The 15,829-nt window shown below is 56.0% G+C and carries 15 protein-coding genes; 6 read left to right on the top strand and 9 right to left on the bottom strand.

The features are described 5' to 3' along the window. Positions 1-27: 27 nt before the first annotated feature. The 7 genes from AC2FJ6_RS11645 to AC2FJ6_RS11615 are packed head-to-tail and all read right to left on the bottom strand — an operon-like array spanning position 28 to position 5,580. A complete protein-coding gene (locus AC2FJ6_RS11645) occupies positions 28-642 on the bottom strand; it encodes a 2-hydroxychromene-2-carboxylate isomerase (RefSeq protein ID WP_496669102.1) in 615 nt (204 codons plus the stop codon). 12 nt (positions 643-654) lie between these two features. Continuing rightward, complete coding sequence (locus AC2FJ6_RS11640; RefSeq protein WP_496669100.1) at positions 655-1,392, bottom strand: SDR family oxidoreductase; 738 nt, start codon at positions 1,390-1,392, stop codon at positions 655-657. Positions 1,393-1,421: 29 nt separating this feature from the next. After that, complete coding sequence (locus tag AC2FJ6_RS11635; protein WP_170790750.1) at positions 1,422-1,886, bottom strand: GFA family protein; 465 nt, start codon at positions 1,884-1,886, stop codon at positions 1,422-1,424. Between the two features lie 36 nt (positions 1,887-1,922). Further along, positions 1,923-3,152 carry an NADH:flavin oxidoreductase/NADH oxidase family protein gene (locus AC2FJ6_RS11630; RefSeq protein WP_496669098.1) on the bottom strand — a complete coding sequence of 410 codons (1,230 nt, stop codon included), beginning with the start codon at positions 3,150-3,152 and terminating at the stop codon, positions 1,923-1,925. Positions 3,153-3,206: 54 nt separating this feature from the next. After that, positions 3,207-4,670, bottom strand: coding sequence for a coniferyl aldehyde dehydrogenase (locus tag AC2FJ6_RS11625; protein ID WP_496669096.1), 1,464 nt, complete (start codon positions 4,668-4,670; stop codon positions 3,207-3,209). An 18-nt stretch (positions 4,671-4,688) separates the two neighbouring features. Then, entirely contained in the window at positions 4,689-5,117 is a 429-nt protein-coding gene (locus AC2FJ6_RS11620; RefSeq protein ID WP_496669094.1) for a hypothetical protein, read from the bottom strand. A 13-nt stretch (positions 5,118-5,130) separates the two neighbouring features. Then, complete coding sequence (locus tag AC2FJ6_RS11615; protein WP_170786859.1) at positions 5,131-5,580, bottom strand: hypothetical protein; 450 nt, start codon at positions 5,578-5,580, stop codon at positions 5,131-5,133. A gap of 102 nt (positions 5,581-5,682) precedes the next feature. Here AC2FJ6_RS11615 and AC2FJ6_RS11610 point away from each other — a divergent pair, with 102 nt between their 5' ends. Continuing rightward, on the top strand, positions 5,683-6,726 hold the full coding sequence (locus tag AC2FJ6_RS11610; protein WP_496669092.1) for an AraC family transcriptional regulator: 1,044 nt from the start codon (positions 5,683-5,685) through the stop codon (positions 6,724-6,726). Between the two features lie 11 nt (positions 6,727-6,737). Here AC2FJ6_RS11610 and AC2FJ6_RS11605 read toward each other — a convergent pair whose 3' ends face one another. Then, positions 6,738-7,676 (bottom strand): LysR substrate-binding domain-containing protein, encoded by a 939-nt coding sequence (locus tag AC2FJ6_RS11605; protein ID WP_496669090.1) that lies wholly within the window; start codon positions 7,674-7,676, stop codon positions 6,738-6,740. A gap of 108 nt (positions 7,677-7,784) precedes the next feature. Here AC2FJ6_RS11605 and AC2FJ6_RS11600 point away from each other — a divergent pair, with 108 nt between their 5' ends. From AC2FJ6_RS11600 to AC2FJ6_RS11580, 5 genes are all read left to right on the top strand, one after another. Then, on the top strand, positions 7,785-8,501 hold the full coding sequence (locus tag AC2FJ6_RS11600) for a sterol desaturase family protein (RefSeq protein WP_170786853.1): 717 nt from the start codon (positions 7,785-7,787) through the stop codon (positions 8,499-8,501). An 80-nt stretch (positions 8,502-8,581) separates the two neighbouring features. Continuing rightward, entirely contained in the window at positions 8,582-9,526 is a 945-nt protein-coding gene (locus tag AC2FJ6_RS11595; protein ID WP_496669088.1) for an alpha/beta hydrolase, read from the top strand. Between the two features lie 124 nt (positions 9,527-9,650). Continuing rightward, complete coding sequence (locus AC2FJ6_RS11590) at positions 9,651-11,273, top strand: GMC family oxidoreductase (protein WP_496669086.1); 1,623 nt, start codon at positions 9,651-9,653, stop codon at positions 11,271-11,273. 48 nt (positions 11,274-11,321) lie between these two features. After that, positions 11,322-13,244, top strand: a complete 1,923-nt coding sequence (locus AC2FJ6_RS11585) for an acyl-CoA synthetase (RefSeq protein ID WP_496669084.1) — start codon at positions 11,322-11,324, stop codon at positions 13,242-13,244. A gap of 80 nt (positions 13,245-13,324) precedes the next feature. Further along, entirely contained in the window at positions 13,325-14,224 is a 900-nt protein-coding gene (locus AC2FJ6_RS11580) for a bile acid:sodium symporter family protein (RefSeq protein ID WP_480859900.1), read from the top strand. A gap of 748 nt (positions 14,225-14,972) precedes the next feature. Here the strand turns inward: AC2FJ6_RS11580 and AC2FJ6_RS11575 are convergent. Then, positions 14,973-15,626: a GntR family transcriptional regulator gene (locus AC2FJ6_RS11575; RefSeq protein WP_170353340.1), complete on the bottom strand. Its 654-nt coding sequence runs from the start codon at positions 15,624-15,626 to the stop codon at positions 14,973-14,975. Positions 15,627-15,829 lie beyond the last annotated feature (203 nt).

Below are 15,829 nucleotides of genomic sequence, written 5' to 3'. Positions count from 1 at the left end.
CGCTGAAGATCCCTGATGTCTTGGTTTTCAAGAGCTCGAGATGCTTTCAAGCTCTCGTTCCACGAGATCCAATCGGTCCTTGCCGAAAAACATTTCTTCTCCGACAAAGAAGGTGGGGATGCCGAAGACACCACGCTCGACAGCAGCGCTGGTGTTGTTTTTCAAGCGCTCTTTGACCGCATCTTCATTGGCACGCTCCAACAGATTTTGACCTTCGAGTCCTGCATCGTTCATCGCAGAGACAAACACGTCCGGATCATCCATTTTGAGCTCCTTTTCCCACATTGCGGCCATCCCTGCCGTGATGTAGTTGCCTTGGAATCCGTCAACCTCAGCGGCTGCCGCCGCCCGCATCATAAGCAACGTGTTAACCGGGAAATGGGGGTTCATTCGGAACTTCGACAGCTTATGCCGGCGAATAAACCGTTCGAACTCCACGCGGTCGTAATCCAGCCTACCTTTGACGTCCCGGAACATGAGAAACGGAGACTGATTGCCTGTCGCTTTGAATATCCCGCCCAAAAGACAAGGAATGTAGTTGAACGACGCGCCGGTTCGGGTCTCGATGTCATTGACCTGGCAATGGGCCAGATAGGCGTTGGGGCTGCCGAAATCGTAGATGAAGTCTACCTGAGCTGTCATGGTTCGCTCCAGTTACCAGGTTTCTTTCCAGGGACGCAGGTCCATCTCATGCGTCCAGGCCGTACGGGGTTGTTTGTGCAGCATCACATAATTCTGCGCGATATGCTCGGGGTTCAGAATACGGTCTTCCTCGCGCATCTGGTCCACATCCGGGAAATGTTCGCGGATAAAATTGCTGTCGATGGCCCCGTCGATCACCGTATGGGCGACGTGGATGTTTTTTGGCCCCAACTCGCGCGCCATGGACTGCGCCAGCGCCCTCAGCGCGTGTTTCGCGCCCGAAAAGGCCGAGAACCCGGCATTGCCACGCATACTGGCCGATGCTCCGGTGAAAATGATCGTCCCGCGTTCGCGCGGTAGCATCCGGGCGGCGACCTCGTGACCCATCAAGAACCCGGCGAAAGCGGCCATCTCCCAGACCTTGCGATAGACGCGCGGGGTGGTCTCGGTGATGCCAAAACGCACATTGGCCCCGATGTTGAAAACGGCGACCTCGATTGGGCCAACCTCCTCCTCGATCTTACCGATCAGATTGCGCATCTCGGTCTCATCCCGTGCATCAGCGGGATAGGCGCGGGCCTGATGACCCTCGTCGCGGATTGATTCCGCCAGCGCCTCAAGAGCATGGGCATGGCGGTCGCGGCGGACGACACAAGCGGTTAACCCCTCGCGGGCAAATGCCCGGGCGATAGCAGAGCCTGTGTCATCGCCAGCTCCGATTATCAAACATGTACCATTGGGGTTCTGCATCTCGTTCTCCTCAGTAGCTCAACATCCGGTCAGCCGTGACCGCGAAACAAACCGCGCAGCAGATGGATCGTAAATCGAGCCTGGCTGGGCAGATAGCCGCTGGATTTCGGCAGATCGTCCTGCGCTTCACGGACCCGGTGATTGTAAAAGATGTGGAAATCGGGTGAAGGTAGGTCTGCCTGTTCGACGATCCGGGCCGAGGGCACCAAAATCAGTTTTGGAAACAGCGGCACGTTCAATTTTTCCAGTGCCGGGTTGCCGCATGCTGTGCATCTGCCACGCGCCAGCAAAGGCGGCTGCTTCAAGCTTTCGTATACAATTTCACCACACCCGGCCTGGTCCACGTCCGCAGCACGAAACAGCAGGATATCGCCATATTCGGCATCGTTGAACCGCTGGCAGATGGTGCAGTGACAGATCGCCCTAAACAGCGGGCGACCTTGTGTTTTGAAGTGAACCTGCCCGCAGCTACAGGTGCCGTTGGAATGCGTCATCTAACTTTTCCTTGTTGCGGGCAGGGTTCCGCGAGATCAGGCGCGGACCTTTTTGACCGCTTTGCCGTTTTTCCAGAACCGGTACATCACGCGCAGCGCCGGCCAGACACCGTCCGCTTTGGTCTGCACCTTCTTACCTTGCGAGATGCGTTCGATCTGCATGGTGTACCAGCTGATCTCCATGATCGCCATTGCGTCGATCTTCTTCAGACCCGAACGGATGGGCGCAACATGCGATACGTGCTTGGGGTTCTGCAGAACATGAGTGCCGAACTTGGGATCGACGGCGAAGGGACGGGCCACACCGGCCATATCCAGAGCGCCGGTTGCCAGAGCTTCGCTCATGCCCTCGGACGAGCGGAAACCGCCGGTCACGACCAGAGGGGTCGATATCTGGTTTTTGACCTTTTCGGCATATTCCAGGAAATATGCCTCGCGCTTGAGGGTGCTCTCCTTTTTGACTTCCTGCTTGCCCTTGCGGTTGACGGGGTTTTCCCAACTGCCTCCCGAGATTTCGATCAGGTCGATGCCCAGACCGTCCAGACGCTTGGCCACTTCGATCGAGTCTTCCTCGGTGAAACCGCCCTTTTGGAAGTCGGACGAGTTGATCTTGATGCCAACGTTGAAACCGGGGCCGGTACGAGCGCGGACGCGTTTGTAGACCTCTTCGACAAAGCGGAAGCGGTTGTCAAAACTGCCGCCCCATTTGTCTTCGCGGCGGTTGTGATGCGGCGACAGGAACTGGCCGATCAGATAGCCATGCGCGCCGTGCAGCTGAACGCCGGTGAAACCTGCCTCTTCCAGACGGGCGGCGGCTTCGGCGAACCGGTCGATGATGTCCTCGATCTCGGAATCGGACAGCTCGCGCGGGGGGGCGAACATCTCATTCGGGATTGGCACGACCGAAGGTGCAACCGGTGCGTCGTTGACCATTTTGGGCGACTGCTTGCCCGGGTGGTTCAGCTGCGGCCAGATATGGGTGTTGGTCGCCTTGCCGGTGGCCGCCCATTTGCGCAGCAGGTCCATGTTGCTGTCCAGCAGCGCATCCACGACCAGCGGTTCGTTCATGTGCTTGCCGTCAACCATCATGTTGCCGGTGATCAGCAGGCTCGCGCCGCTATGGGCCCATGCCTCGTACAGCGAGACGTGAGCAGGTGTGACTTTACCGTCCGGAGTGGCCAGAGCTTCGTTCATCGAAGCTTTGCAGATCCGGTTGCGCAGAACCGTTCCCGATTTCAGCGTCAGGGAATCCCCAAGCGTTGCCATTTCTGTGTTTCCTTGATTCGTCGTTTCGATTTTCTGAGCAGCAACCATTGGTCTTTACTCCTGAATATTGCGGCGCCGGAAGCGCATCGCCTGAAGCTTTTTCAGGCTGTTGAACATGAAGTTGTCCCAGGGCGGGGCAACAAATGCGGTGGCATTGATGCGGCCCTTGCGGACCACGCCTTTGGCCTTCGAGAAATTGCGGAAGCCTTCTTCACCGTGATAGTGACCCATGCCCGACGGACCGATGCCGCCGAACGGGATGTCATCGGCCATCACATGAGACATGGTGTCGTTGATGCAGGCACCACCCGCATGGGTGCGGGCCAGAATGTCGTTGGCGCGGCCCTTGTCCCAATCAAAGTAGTAGAAGGCCAGTGGACGCGGGCGATCGTTGACGTAGGCCACAGCCTCGTCGATCGAGTCGTAGGGGATCACCGGCAGGATTGGGCCAAATATCTCTTCGCGCAGCACCAGCATCTCGTCGGTAGCGCCCAGTATCAGCGTCATCGGCATCTTGCGGGTGTCGTTGAAATGCTCACCCTTGGGGTTGATGGTGATCAGCTCGGCACCTTTTGCCTCGGCGTCTTTCAGATAGCCTTCAAGGCGGGTTTTCTGACGGTCGGTGATGATCGCCGTATAGTCCTGATTGTCGCGCAGGGTCGGGTAGGCTTTGCTCATCGAATCCGCAAAGGCTGTGCAAAAGGCGTTCACCGTGTCGCGCGGGCACAGGATGTAATCGGGCGACACGCAGACCTGGCCGGCATTGATGCCTTTGCCGAATGCAATCCGGCTGGCGGCTTCATCAATCGGGAAGTCCTTGTGGATGATGACCGGCGATTTGCCACCCAGCTCCAGCGTAACCGGCGTCAAGTTGTCGGCAGCGGCCTTCATCACGATCTTGCCGACCTGAGTCGAACCGGTGAACACCAGATGGTCGAACGGCAACTTGGTGAACTCAGTCGCGACCTCGACACCACCGGTGACAACGGTTACTTCGTCCTCAGAGAAGATATCGGCGATGATTTCTTTCAGCAGATCGCCCGAGGCCGGTGCGAATTCCGACGATTTCAGCATCGCGCGGTTGCCCGCGGCCAGGGCGCCTACCAGCGGCGACAGGGCCAGGAAGATCGGGAAGTTCCACGGCACCACGATGCCAACCACGCCCACGGGCTGATATTGCACCTGAATGCTGGCAGGCATCAGGGTCAGCGGCGTGTGGCGGCGCTGCGGTTTCATGAACTTGCGCAGGCGCTTGCGGTAAAAGGCGATACCGTCCAGCAGCGGCATGATCTCGGCCAGTTCGGTTTCAGCCGCCGAGCGGTTCGAGAAATCCTTGCTGACCGCCGCGATGATGCGCGCCTTGTTGTCGATCAGCGCGTTGTGCAGCTTGTCCAGACGCCGCACCCGAGCCGCCCGGTCGGGCATGGGATCGGCCAGATAGGCCTTTTTCTGAGCCAGAAGCAGAGCCTCGAGATCAGGCGTTTCCGATTTAACGGGTGTCAGGTGCGGTGCGGACATTGTTAAACCCTCCTGGATTTAAATGTAATCAGTTACGGGGCCGATCCCCATTGCGGCATGGGTGGCGTTCTTGCGCTCAAGCCAGTCGGCTTCGTCGCCCGGGAAGGGCAGAACCATACCGCCTTCGACCACCCAGTTAGCTTCGATGCCGATCAGCGTGACCAGCACCTTGCTTTTTTCCAGCTGGGCCGCCTCGGAGATACGCGTGTGCATCTGCTCGTTCAGTTTTTCATAGAGACCAGCGGTCCGGTCTCCGCCCATGCGGACGTTGCCGTTCACGCCCAAAACAGTTCCGCGTCGCATGCTGTAGCCGGTCATGAAAACGACGTTCACGAACTCGGACGGCGCGCCAGTTAGGCCGCAATGCACATCGGTGATGACCTGCGCGATGTCAAATCGGATCTGCTCGGGGAAAGGTTTCTTGGATGCAAGAGTATAGAGCGGCATATCAATTCCTCTCCTATTGATTGAACTGCGTGATCAGCACGCCGTGGCGCATTTTTGAGATCATCGCGCGCGAAAACAGCTTGAACAGATAGGTAAAGCGCCCCCAAGGCGACAAGCGTGTCAGGTTGCCTTTCAGAATGTCGCCATAACGGGACTGGTCGAATGCACCCACAGACACCTGATCCGGGTGCTGACCGGTGATTTTGCGCCAGCATCTATCGACCTCCAGCATGAAGGCTTCGCGGCGTTGCGTTTCAAACCCGTCCGGCACTTCCATCGAGACAGTCGACGAGCGTGACCAACGGCGATCTGTGATCGTGTGCTGTTTGGCAGCGACGTTCCAGATGATCGTCAGTTTGTCGTCGCATACGTGCTCGACATAAAGCTTGCGCACGACTTCCTCGAGCGCTTTGATCTGCTCGAGTGAGATCTGACCTTCCTGAATGGCAATGAGTGATCGCATAACATCCTCCTGCCCGGTAATTTCGGTTTTTGGGGATCAATTTTCGATGATGACAGCGGACATCTTTTTGACATTATCGGCCACAGTGTTTAGGTTCAAATCATGCAAAACGCGTCCCTGAAACGATCACCGGGCAGCATCCGCATCCTGTGCGAGGAAGCAGCAAAATATGGTGTGACTCCCGAACAATGCCTGGAGGATACCGGGCTGGTCACTTTCGATCTCTACCAGAACGAGGCGACTGTGACGCTTGGGCAAGAAGTTGCGGCGATAGAAAATTTCATCAAGTACGCGCCTGACCGCCCTGGAATGGGAATTGAAATTGGTCGCCGCTACAGACCCGAAGTCTTTGGCATTTGGGGATATGCTATTTTGAGCAGCCCAACTCTTCGTGCTGGACTAAAAACGGCTATAGATTTCGCGAACCTGTCATTCGTGATCGCCCGATTGCGTCTAAACGAGCTCGAAGATCCACCTGCCCTAAATTTGGATATCAGCGGTCTGCCAAAGGCAGTCGAGAGTTTTGTGCTGGAAAGGCACCTGACGGTTGTTAGCAACTTCACCTCGCAGTTTCTGCCCAGGTTTTCTATGTCGCGCGTGGTCTTTGAAACCACGCTGGATAATCCGGCGGTCGCGTCCGCAATAAAAACTGAACTCGGAATCAGCGTCACGCTGAACTGTCAGAGAAACTCGATCATCCTCCCCCAAAAGCTTCTTGATATGCCCTTGCCGCAGCACAACCCAGCAACGATGGAGAATTGCCTGAGGCAATGCCGAAGCCTACTAAACCTGGAAAACTCCGATATTCCAGAAATGACGGCGCAAGTCCGCGAAGCCACTTTGTTGGAAATCAACAACGATCCAACAATCGTTTCAATCGCTTCAAAGCTGGGGACAAGCGAACGCACGCTGCGCCGTCGTCTTGCCAAGGAGGGGACAAGTTTCAGAAAGATCCAGACAGAGGCGAAACTGGCAATTGGGCATGAGTTGCTGAGCACGGCCGGCCTGGATGTATCAACCGTCGCTTGGAGAACCGGCTATTCGGAGCCATCCAGCTTCGTAAGAGCCTTTACCAAAAAATACGGCTACTCGCCCGGCAGTTTGAAACATTCATCCCGATATGGAGACAACAAACTGACGTGCTAACAGTGGCAACGTCAATTGTTGGTTTCGGCAAGCGTTGCCGCTGATCGCGCCAGTAAGTCTACAAGCCACCCGTGACCCGGATCAGTGTTTCGGCTTTTGTGCCAGTATAGGCGCACCTCGATTTCTGGATAGTCGAACGGAAGGTTGTGCGAAACCAGCGAACCGGCGTCGACCAAGGGTCGGGCCAAACGGGTGGGGACTACAGCAATAAGGTCGGTTGCGGCAACGACTTCAGGGATGGAAACAAAACTCGACATTTGCAGAGCGATATTGCGAGCCGGAAGCGAGTTTCCCAACAAAAACTCCAAAGGGGTAGTTCGTCGACTGTTCTGGCTGCGAACAATACCAAACCTTCGCACCAGCGAAACATGTGCCAGTGTTTGAAACTCTTCCAGCGTAACTCCTGTTTTTGCGCATGGATGATCGGCGGCACTGATAAGCGTAAGCGACTCACGCAATATCAGCAGCGAGTCAAAGTGGTCTTCCGGCATAGGCGTGTAGTCAACCGCGTATCCCAATCTTCCATCCTTGAGACGCACAGGAATTTCATCCAGGTAATCTGGATGTACCCTCCACTTTAGATTTGGCGCCTGCTTTCGGGCTTCCCTCATCAATACGGGCCCCCAGATGTGTTCGACTGCATGATTCACCGAGACATCGATGGTTCGGGAAAACGTCTCTGCAGAAAACTCCTGGTCTTCGAAACTGCTTCTGATCTGTACGAGAGCAGGGGCAACCTTGGCATGCAGATCAAGTGCGCGTTGCGTCGGCTTTAGACCTCGACCGGTGCGTACAAACAACTCGTCATCGAATCCCTGTCTCAGTCGTTTGAGCGCGTTGCTGACAGCAGGTTGACTCATGTTCAGACGCTCTGCTGCCTTGGACAGGTGCTGTTCTCGCATCAAAATATCGAAGACTGGAAGCAGATTCAGGTCGTGATTTCTTAGCATTAGCTTAGTTATTTCCCAGAGTGATAATATCCTTAAGTAATATAAATTAGAAGCTATATCAAATCTGCATATTCTGACTGGCAACTTTTGGTTAGGGAGGACCCAGTTATGAATGATGAAGCAAGAGAGAAGTTTCGAGCCAAGTACCGCGCAGGCGTAAGCCCAAACTACAGCGGTCTGCTGCACCTGTCTGTCGTTGTGATCGGCGCAGGATCTTTGATCTGGTGGGGTACGACCAAACTAGTGGATTTTAAGCTCTACCAACTTTGGTTCGTTGTCGCGACCTATGTCGCCTATAATCTGGGTGAGTGGGCATCTCATAACTATTGGGGGCATCACAAAACAAAGCTTTTCAAGCTGTTTTATCAGCGTCACACAGGCGACCATCACACCTTTTTCGTGGATACGGACATGGAATATCAGATGGTCCTGGATTGGCGCGTCGTGATCTTCCCGATCTATCTGCTCGTTCTGACCACGGTGGCAATTTCAATCCCCGGAGGTCTGGTGTCCTACTTCCTCTTTGGGGGTAACTACGGCTATCTGTTCTTCATCACGATGACCTCTTGCTATCTGCTGTATGAAGTCCTGCATTTTAGCTACCACCTGCAGCGTGGTTCGGTCACCGAACGCATTTTCCGACTTATCCCCGGCTGGACGTACCTGCGTTTGTTTCACACTGTGCATCACAATCGCGACGTGATGGTTGAGGGCAACTTCAACATCACTCTGCCTTTGTTCGATTGGATTTTCGGCACGCTCTATTTCGACGCAAATGACCAGCAGAAACCATCGGATAGTGGTGCGAACCCGCAGCCTCAGTAACCGAGCAGTCGCAGTTTAAGGCGGCGGGGAATTGCCCGTCGCCTAAGTATTGCTGAGCGTTTGAAAATTCAGGATCTCCTATGCCTAAATCAGACCCGCGCCCTTTTGGTCAACGGGTGGCCATGTGGCTCATCAAAAGTCCAACGGGGCTCAAAATCTCAGCCCGCGGCAGAAAGAAAGCAGCGGAAAAACAGCTTGAAAACGCGGTCAACGAAACGGTCATGATTCCGCGCCGGGATGGAACCGGTGAAGTTCGTGTACGTATCTACAAGCCCACCAATTGCAAGGGTCCGCTGCCCATTGTGGTGTTCTTCCATGGTGGTGGATACGCGACAGGCTGGCCGGAACGCCATCATGCACTATTTCAACGCCTGATGGCGTCGCGCCCCTGCATCATCGTAGCACCAGCATTCCGGCTATCGATTGAGGCACCCTACCCAGCAGGGCATGACGATTGCTATGATACGCTGCTCTGGGTGCGTGATCATGCCAAGCAATTGGGCGGCGATGCGGGCAACCTCATCCTGGCCGGGAACAGTTCGGGCGGTGGGCTGGTTCTGTCGACGGCATTGCGCGCGCGGGATTCCGGAGACGCAAAGATCGCGTTCATGATGCCTTTTTATCCAATGATCGATGACCGCGCATCCAACTGGACAAAGCTGCCAAAGAACAAGATCACATGGACGCGCGAACACGGGGTGCTCGCCTGGCATTTGTTGCTACGAGAACTACGAACGCAGAAGCGGTACGATATCTCGCCCTACGCTGTTCCGGCGCGCGCCAAAGATGTGTCCGGTCTGCCACCTAGCCTTGGTTACGTGGGTGATCTGGACATCTTGCAGGCCGAAGCCGAGGAGATGGCCGATCGCATGAAGCGAGCGGCTTGCAGCGTAACTTTCCGCACATTCCACGGTGTTTTTCACGCCATGGAAGACAGCGCTCCGCAAACGCCCCAAGCTCTCGAACTCAACGATTGGGTTTCCACTGAATTCGCTCGCATGGTGGATAGCTACTGCTCGGAATAGCCAGCAAATCAAACGTCGATTGTTCGTCAGGGCGCGTCTTTGGCCGAAAGTGTCAAACATTTGACCGATGCGACGCTATTGCGAAGCGAGCCCTTTGGCCATTTTGGTGACAGGGAGGAATGCGATGCAGTTTGACTACGTGATTGTTGGTGGAGGATCAGCAGGGTGTGTGCTGGCCAACCGTCTGTCGGAAGATCCGAATGTAAGTGTGTGCCTGCTTGAGGCGGGCGGCGGCAACGGAGACAGCATATTGGTTCGCATGCCGGCCGCTGTTGTGGCCATGCTTCCGGGTAAGCCATTCAAGATCAACAACTGGACTTTTGAAACCGTCGAGCAGCCGGGGCTGAATGGCCGTAAGGGGTATCAGCCGCGCGGTAAGGTTCTGGGCGGGTCCAGCGCGATCAACGCCATGTTGTACGTGCGCGGTCAGCGCGAGGATTATGACGAATGGGCGAATCTGGGCTGCGAAGGCTGGGATTGGGACAGTGTTCTTCCCTATTTCAAACGATCAGAAAATAACGAGCGTGGCGGCGACGATATGCATGGTGGGGCTGGTCCGCTGCAGGTTTCGGACCAGAAAGAGTCCCGTCCGGTGACGCGGGACTTTATCGAAGCCGCTAAGCAATTGCAGATTCGCGAGCGCGAGGACTTCAACACCGGCGACAATGAGGGCGTTGGCTATTATCAGGTCACGCAGTTCCACGACAAAGCCAAGAATGGCGAGCGGTGCTCGGCCGCGGCGGCCTATCTGTTCCCGAGCATGGACAGGCCGAACCTGACTGTGATCACCAAGGCGCATGCCAAAGGTCTGACCTTTGACGGCAAACGCGCGACAGGTGTGGTTTACAAGGAAAATGGCAAGGGCCGCGATATCGAGGTCAAAGCCACGCGCGAGGTCTTGCTGTGCAGCGGTGCGCTGAAGACACCTCAGTTGCTGCAACTGTCCGGCATTGGTGACCCGGCAGATCTTGAAAAGCACGGGATCGAGGTGCGACACAACCTTCCCGGTGTGGGCAAAAACCTGCAGGATCACATGGACTTCACGCTGGCCTACAAATCGGCTGATACCGACAATTTCGGCATTGGCCTTTTGGGCGGCATGAAGCTGATGGGTCACATAAACCGCTGGCGCAAAACCGGCGTGTCGATGGCAGCCACCTGCTTTGCAGAAGGCGCGGCTTTTCTGAAAACCTCGCCTGATCTGGATCGCCCCGACGTGCAGCTTCATTTCACAATTGCGCTGGTCGATGATCACTCGCGCAAGCTGCACTATGGCTACGGCTTCAGCTGCCATGTCTGCAAACTGCGCCCCGAAAGCCGGGGCTCGGTCACGCTGAACAGCGCCGATCCTTTCGCCATGCCCGCCATTGATCCGGCCTTTTTGGCCGATGACCGTGATCTCGAAACGATGATCAAAGGCGCGAAACTGACGCGCGAGATTCTTGAGACTCCGGCGCTGGCGAAATACCGCAAGAAAGAGATGTTCGGCACCGAAAACGCAAAGACAGACGCGGATTGGGAACAGCACATCCGATCGCGCGCAGACACGATCTATCACCCGGTTGGCACCTGCAAAATGGGCACCGATGACATGGCCGTGGTTGATCCGCAGCTGCGGGTACGTGGGCTTGAGGGGCTGCGCGTAGTCGATGCGTCGATCATGCCGAACCTGATCTCGGGCAATACCAATGCGCCAACCATGATGATCGCCGAAAAAGCCGCCGACATGATTAAGGCTGCAAGCTAACGCAAAACTGCGCGCCGATCGCGGTGCGCAGGAACAAGAGGAAAGAAGATGAGCACCAACGTTGTTCTGAAAAACATGGATGAGATTCTGGCGTTCGAACAGACACCTCTGCAGGATCGCACTCTGCCGCAGACCACCTATGAGGCGCTGCAAAAAGGGGCGGCCATCAACCCTGACGCGCCTGCGCTCAGTTTTTTCCTGAGCGCGGCCGCGATGCGCACGCCCTATACGCTGACCCACGGGCAGCTGCTGGCGCGTATCACTCAAACCGCCAACGCGCTGCGTCGGATGGGTTTGGGTCGTGACGATGTGGCGGCCTTTATCCTGCCCAACATGCCCGAGACGCATTTCGCCATCTGGGGTGGCAGTGCGGCTGGTGGCATTCTGGCAATCAACCCGTTGATGGAAGCCGATCAGATGGCCGATCTGCTGAAAGGCGCGGGCGTCAAGATTCTGATCACGCTGGAGCAAACACTGGGCGTCGATATCTGGGAAAAAGCCAGCGCTGCGGCCAAGGATGTGCCCTCGCTGGAGCATATCCTGCTGGTCAACTTCGCCACCTATATGAAAGGCGATGGCGTGTGGCCCGATATACTGCCGCTGCCGCCCGTCTCGGCCACCATCGAAGGCCGCGACGATGTCACCCTGACCCGTCTGCTGGACGAGATCGCAGGTGAAAATGCCGATGGTCTGGATTTCGAAGGACCCGGACCCGATGACACCTCGACCATGCTGTGTACCGGTGGCACCACCGGCCTGCCCAAGATCGTGCGCCGGACCCATTTCGGCGAGGTTTATAACTCGTGGTGCCCCAGCCTGTACGTTGGTGCCGAGAATGTTGGCCCCGGCACCGCTGCGCTGTGTGGTTTGCCGCTGTTTCACACAAACGCTATGCTGGTGACAGGTCTGTTGCCCTGGATGCATGGCGGCCACGTCGTTCTGGCCTCTCCCTCAGGCTATCGCGGCGATGGTGTGATCGCCGGGTTCTGGGACATGGTCGAACATTACGGCATCAGCTCCTATTCTGGCGTGCCGACCATCTATGGCGCTCTGCTGCAAGTGCCACATAAGGACAAAGACCTCAGTTCGTTGCGCTTTGGGGCCTGTGGTGCCGCACCGATGCCGGTCGAATTGTTCAACACCTTCGTCAATGAAACCGGCGTCAAGATCATTGAAGCCTATGGCATGACCGAGGGCGTTCTGGCCTCGTCCATGAACCCGATCATCACGGACAATCCGCGTATCGGCTCGATCGGTCTGCGCTTCCCTTATCAGGACATGCAGATCGGCATCCTGAACGACAATGACGAATTCGTTCGCTGGGCCGATGTGGATGAGGCCGGGGTGATCTTTATCACCGGACCGAACGTGTTTGACGGCTATCTGATCGAAAGCCAGAACAAAGGCATCTGGCTGGAGCAGGACGGCAAACGTTGGTTCAACACCGGCGATCTGGCCCGCTGCGATGCCGAAGGGTATTTCTGGATGACCGGCCGCAAGAAAGAGCTGATCATCCGCGGCGGCCACAATATCGACCCCAAGATCGTCGAAGAGACGATGCACAAGCACCCTGCAGTGGCCATGGCTGCCGTAATCGGCCGTCCCGACGCCAAGGTGGGAGAGGTTCCAGTGATGTACTTCCAGAAGTCCGCGGGTATCGATGTGGATGTGTCCGATCTTGCCGCCTTTGCGCAAGAGCATGTCTCGGAACGTGCGGCGGTGCCGAAAGACTTTATCAGCCTCGACGCCCTGCCAGTGACTGCTGTTGGTAAAATCCACAAGGTCACGCTGAACATGATGGAAATCGAACGCACCATCCGTGAACTGGCGGGTCAACACGCAGCCGAAATCGGATCACTTGAGGTGGTGCAGGATTCGAGCCGCGGCATTGTTGCAAAACTGGCCCTTTCCAGCGGTGAAGACGCCATGCGTCACGCTTTGGGGCAGTTCACTTTCACCGTGGACATGTAAACCACTCACCCAACGGGTCCGTTTTAGCGTCGTGGGAGGCGAAACAGGCGGGCCCGTTTTCCTAAAGAGGGAGGAAAACAATGGATTTCGCAATCAACGTGGTGGTGCCTGCGGCGCAGGCTTTCATCATGTTCTCACTGGGGCTTGGTCTTGAGATCGACGACTTCCGCCGTGTGTTCCGTCGCCGCACCGCCTTCGCCATCGGTGCCATTTCACAAATCGTCCTGCTGCCAATCGCGGCGTTTTGCGTCATCATGGCGTTCAGCCTGCCGCCTGTCATGGCCGCTGGTCTGATGTTGCTCAGCTTCTGCCCCGGCGGCGTCAGCAGCAACGTGATCACCAAGCTTTCACGCGGCGATCTGGCCCTGTCGGTGTCGATGACCGCTGTCACCAGCGTTATGGCCTTCCTTACCGTACCGCCGCTGGCCACCTGGTCGGTGCTGTATTTCATGGGGGAAAGCGCGCCTGACTTCTCGTTCTTCGAGATCGCGATCTTTACCTTCCTGGTGACAACGCTGCCTGTTCTGACCGGTATTGTCGTGCGCCACTTCTTCAACGGTTTGGCCCGTCGCCTTGAAAACCCTCTGCAGAACGTCGCCGTCATCTTTTGGGCCGTTCTAATTCTGGCGCTGTTCGCAGCCAACCGCGAGCTGATCATCACCTACATGCCGACGCTGGGCTATTCGACAATGACGCTGCCGCTGGTGCTGATGTTGCTTGGTCTGGCCTTTGGTAAAATCCTTGGCCTCAGCAAGACCGAAGGCAAAACGGTTGGCATTGAAACCAGCGTTCAGAACTCGCCCTTGGGCATTACGCTGGCGATTGTGATCACCGGCACCAGCACATCGCTGAGTGACGTGCCGATGGCGCTGCCATCCGCGCTGTATTCGATCACAATGTACCTCGTAGTTTTGCCGTTCATGTTCTACTTCCGCTGGAGAAGTCGCGGAGATGTACGTCAAAGCGTGGCTGCAGAGTAAGCCTCTGACCAAATATCAGAGTATGCACACGCAAATTCTGATCACGAAAACCTGCCCTTTTTGGGCAGGTTTTTTTTGACGCTGCCTTTCCAATGGGCGAGCTTTCAACGAGTGTTTTCTGCGGCTTGGATCGAGAAGTAATTGCCAGGCTGAGGTGCCCGGGAGTTCTGATATGAGAACAGCAAACACTGAAATGTTAGGCAGCGGACGTCCCGTCATTCAGGGCGGATTGCACCATGTAGGGTTGGCTGAATTGATTGCTGCTGTGTCGAACGCGAGTCGGTGGGCACGATCACTGGTCTAGCCTAGCAGGTGCCCGCCGACCGCGCCAATGAACTCGCAAGGTGCAAGGACATGACTGGCAAACAAATCGCGGTTAACGCCAAAAAAGCGCTCGCTGCGAAATACAGAACGCGTTCCGCCTGACGCAATGGTTTCGCGGGTCCTGGTCACAGAGAAAAGAAACGCGGTCCAGTTCGCCAACATCATCGATGCTGTCATTGGCGTGTAAGCGCCTTCATTCCAAACAGAGAATCTAGAGTGGGGGGTGTGGTAGCGGAGGTCCGTCTTGGACACAAACCCCACACATTAACACTCTGTAAAATATGGGTGCCGTGACCTTCAAGGGGTAAGCCGAAAGGTCAATTGTCGTAGCGGTGCCCTGACTGGCGAATGCGATCAAAAGAAATTGGCCTTCACCGGGGTGCTCTGCGTTGAAGGCTGTCGCTATTGCGGCAAGGGGAACGTCTTACATAGCCTCCAAGGTATGCTGGAGGCCATTTCGAATGTGATCTTCCAACAGCCTCTTCGCCGTGTCGGCGTCTCTGGCCAGCGCGGCATCGAACATGCCCTTGTGCTCCTTGACCGCCTCTTCGCCGCGATAAGTCAGTACAAGCATCTGATACCGCAAGTACTTGTCGTAGATGATGGAGTGCAGAGACAGAAGGTTTTTGGAGTTGCAGGCCGCGATCATCGCTTGGTGAAACTCCCAATCATATCGTTTCCAGGTTTCTTTCTCCGACTCGTCGCCCTTGAGAAGCTGCTGTTCCATCAGGTGCAGTTTGTGGTGTGCGGCAACGAGGTTGCCTTCCCAATCCGTGTCGCCATTCGCAATGGACAATTCCAACGCGTGGCATTCCAACAGGACCCGTAGCTCTGAAATCTCGGTCAGGTCTTCTCGTGAAACTGGTGTGACCAGGAAACCCCGTTGCTCGGGAGCTTCGACAAATCCGTCGCTGGCGAGCCTGTTCAGCGTTTCACGAAGTGTCGAAAGGCTTGCCGAGTAGCGTTCCTTCAAGGCGTCCAGCTTCAGTTTGGAGCCGGGTTGCAGCTCCCCGAAGATGATATCCCGCTTGATGCGCTGATAGGTGCTTGCACCTATCGTAGACGGCTGTTTCGCCATGCGTTTCACCCGATATTATCAGTTTCCTCGTTCACTTAGCATTTTTCGGAGACATCAACAATCCAAACTGATATATGGTAAAAATAAAAATATCATACATTATTGCGGAATCGCGAAAACCCCAATACGGTCGTGGCCAAGTTGGGCAAAGCAGCTCGATCGCTATCATCGGTTTCGGGATTTTCCGGACCCTCCGGAAGGAA

The organism is Ruegeria sp. CDSA089 (assembly GCF_059612205.1).
This window is presented reverse-complemented; position numbering and strand designations above follow the sequence as displayed.

Excerpts from the sequence above, each read along its gene's own strand:
- AC2FJ6_RS11640 (WP_496669100.1), bottom strand. The coding sequence starts at position 1,392 with ATGCAGAACCCCAATGGTACATGTTTGATAATCGGAGCTGGCGATGAC.
- AC2FJ6_RS11590 (WP_496669086.1), top strand. The coding sequence starts at position 9,651 with ATGCAGTTTGACTACGTGATTGTTGGTGGAGGATCAGCAGGGTGTGTG.
- AC2FJ6_RS11625 (WP_496669096.1), bottom strand. The coding sequence starts at position 4,670 with ATGTCCGCACCGCACCTGACACCCGTTAAATCGGAAACGCCTGATCTC.
- AC2FJ6_RS11620 (WP_496669094.1), bottom strand. The coding sequence starts at position 5,117 with ATGCCGCTCTATACTCTTGCATCCAAGAAACCTTTCCCCGAGCAGATC.
- AC2FJ6_RS11605 (WP_496669090.1), bottom strand. The coding sequence starts at position 7,676 with ATGCTAAGAAATCACGACCTGAATCTGCTTCCAGTCTTCGATATTTTG.
- AC2FJ6_RS11630 (WP_496669098.1), bottom strand. The coding sequence starts at position 3,152 with ATGGCAACGCTTGGGGATTCCCTGACGCTGAAATCGGGAACGGTTCTG.
- AC2FJ6_RS11615 (WP_170786859.1), bottom strand. The coding sequence starts at position 5,580 with ATGCGATCACTCATTGCCATTCAGGAAGGTCAGATCTCACTCGAGCAG.
- AC2FJ6_RS11645 (WP_496669102.1), bottom strand. The coding sequence starts at position 642 with ATGACAGCTCAGGTAGACTTCATCTACGATTTCGGCAGCCCCAACGCC.
- AC2FJ6_RS11610 (WP_496669092.1), top strand. The coding sequence starts at position 5,683 with ATGCAAAACGCGTCCCTGAAACGATCACCGGGCAGCATCCGCATCCTG.
- AC2FJ6_RS11585 (WP_496669084.1), top strand. The coding sequence starts at position 11,322 with ATGAGCACCAACGTTGTTCTGAAAAACATGGATGAGATTCTGGCGTTC.
- AC2FJ6_RS11575 (WP_170353340.1), bottom strand. The coding sequence starts at position 15,626 with ATGGCGAAACAGCCGTCTACGATAGGTGCAAGCACCTATCAGCGCATC.
- AC2FJ6_RS11580 (WP_480859900.1), top strand. The coding sequence starts at position 13,325 with ATGGATTTCGCAATCAACGTGGTGGTGCCTGCGGCGCAGGCTTTCATC.
- AC2FJ6_RS11635 (WP_170790750.1), bottom strand. The coding sequence starts at position 1,886 with ATGACGCATTCCAACGGCACCTGTAGCTGCGGGCAGGTTCACTTCAAA.
- AC2FJ6_RS11595 (WP_496669088.1), top strand. The coding sequence starts at position 8,582 with ATGCCTAAATCAGACCCGCGCCCTTTTGGTCAACGGGTGGCCATGTGG.
- AC2FJ6_RS11600 (WP_170786853.1), top strand. The coding sequence starts at position 7,785 with ATGAATGATGAAGCAAGAGAGAAGTTTCGAGCCAAGTACCGCGCAGGC.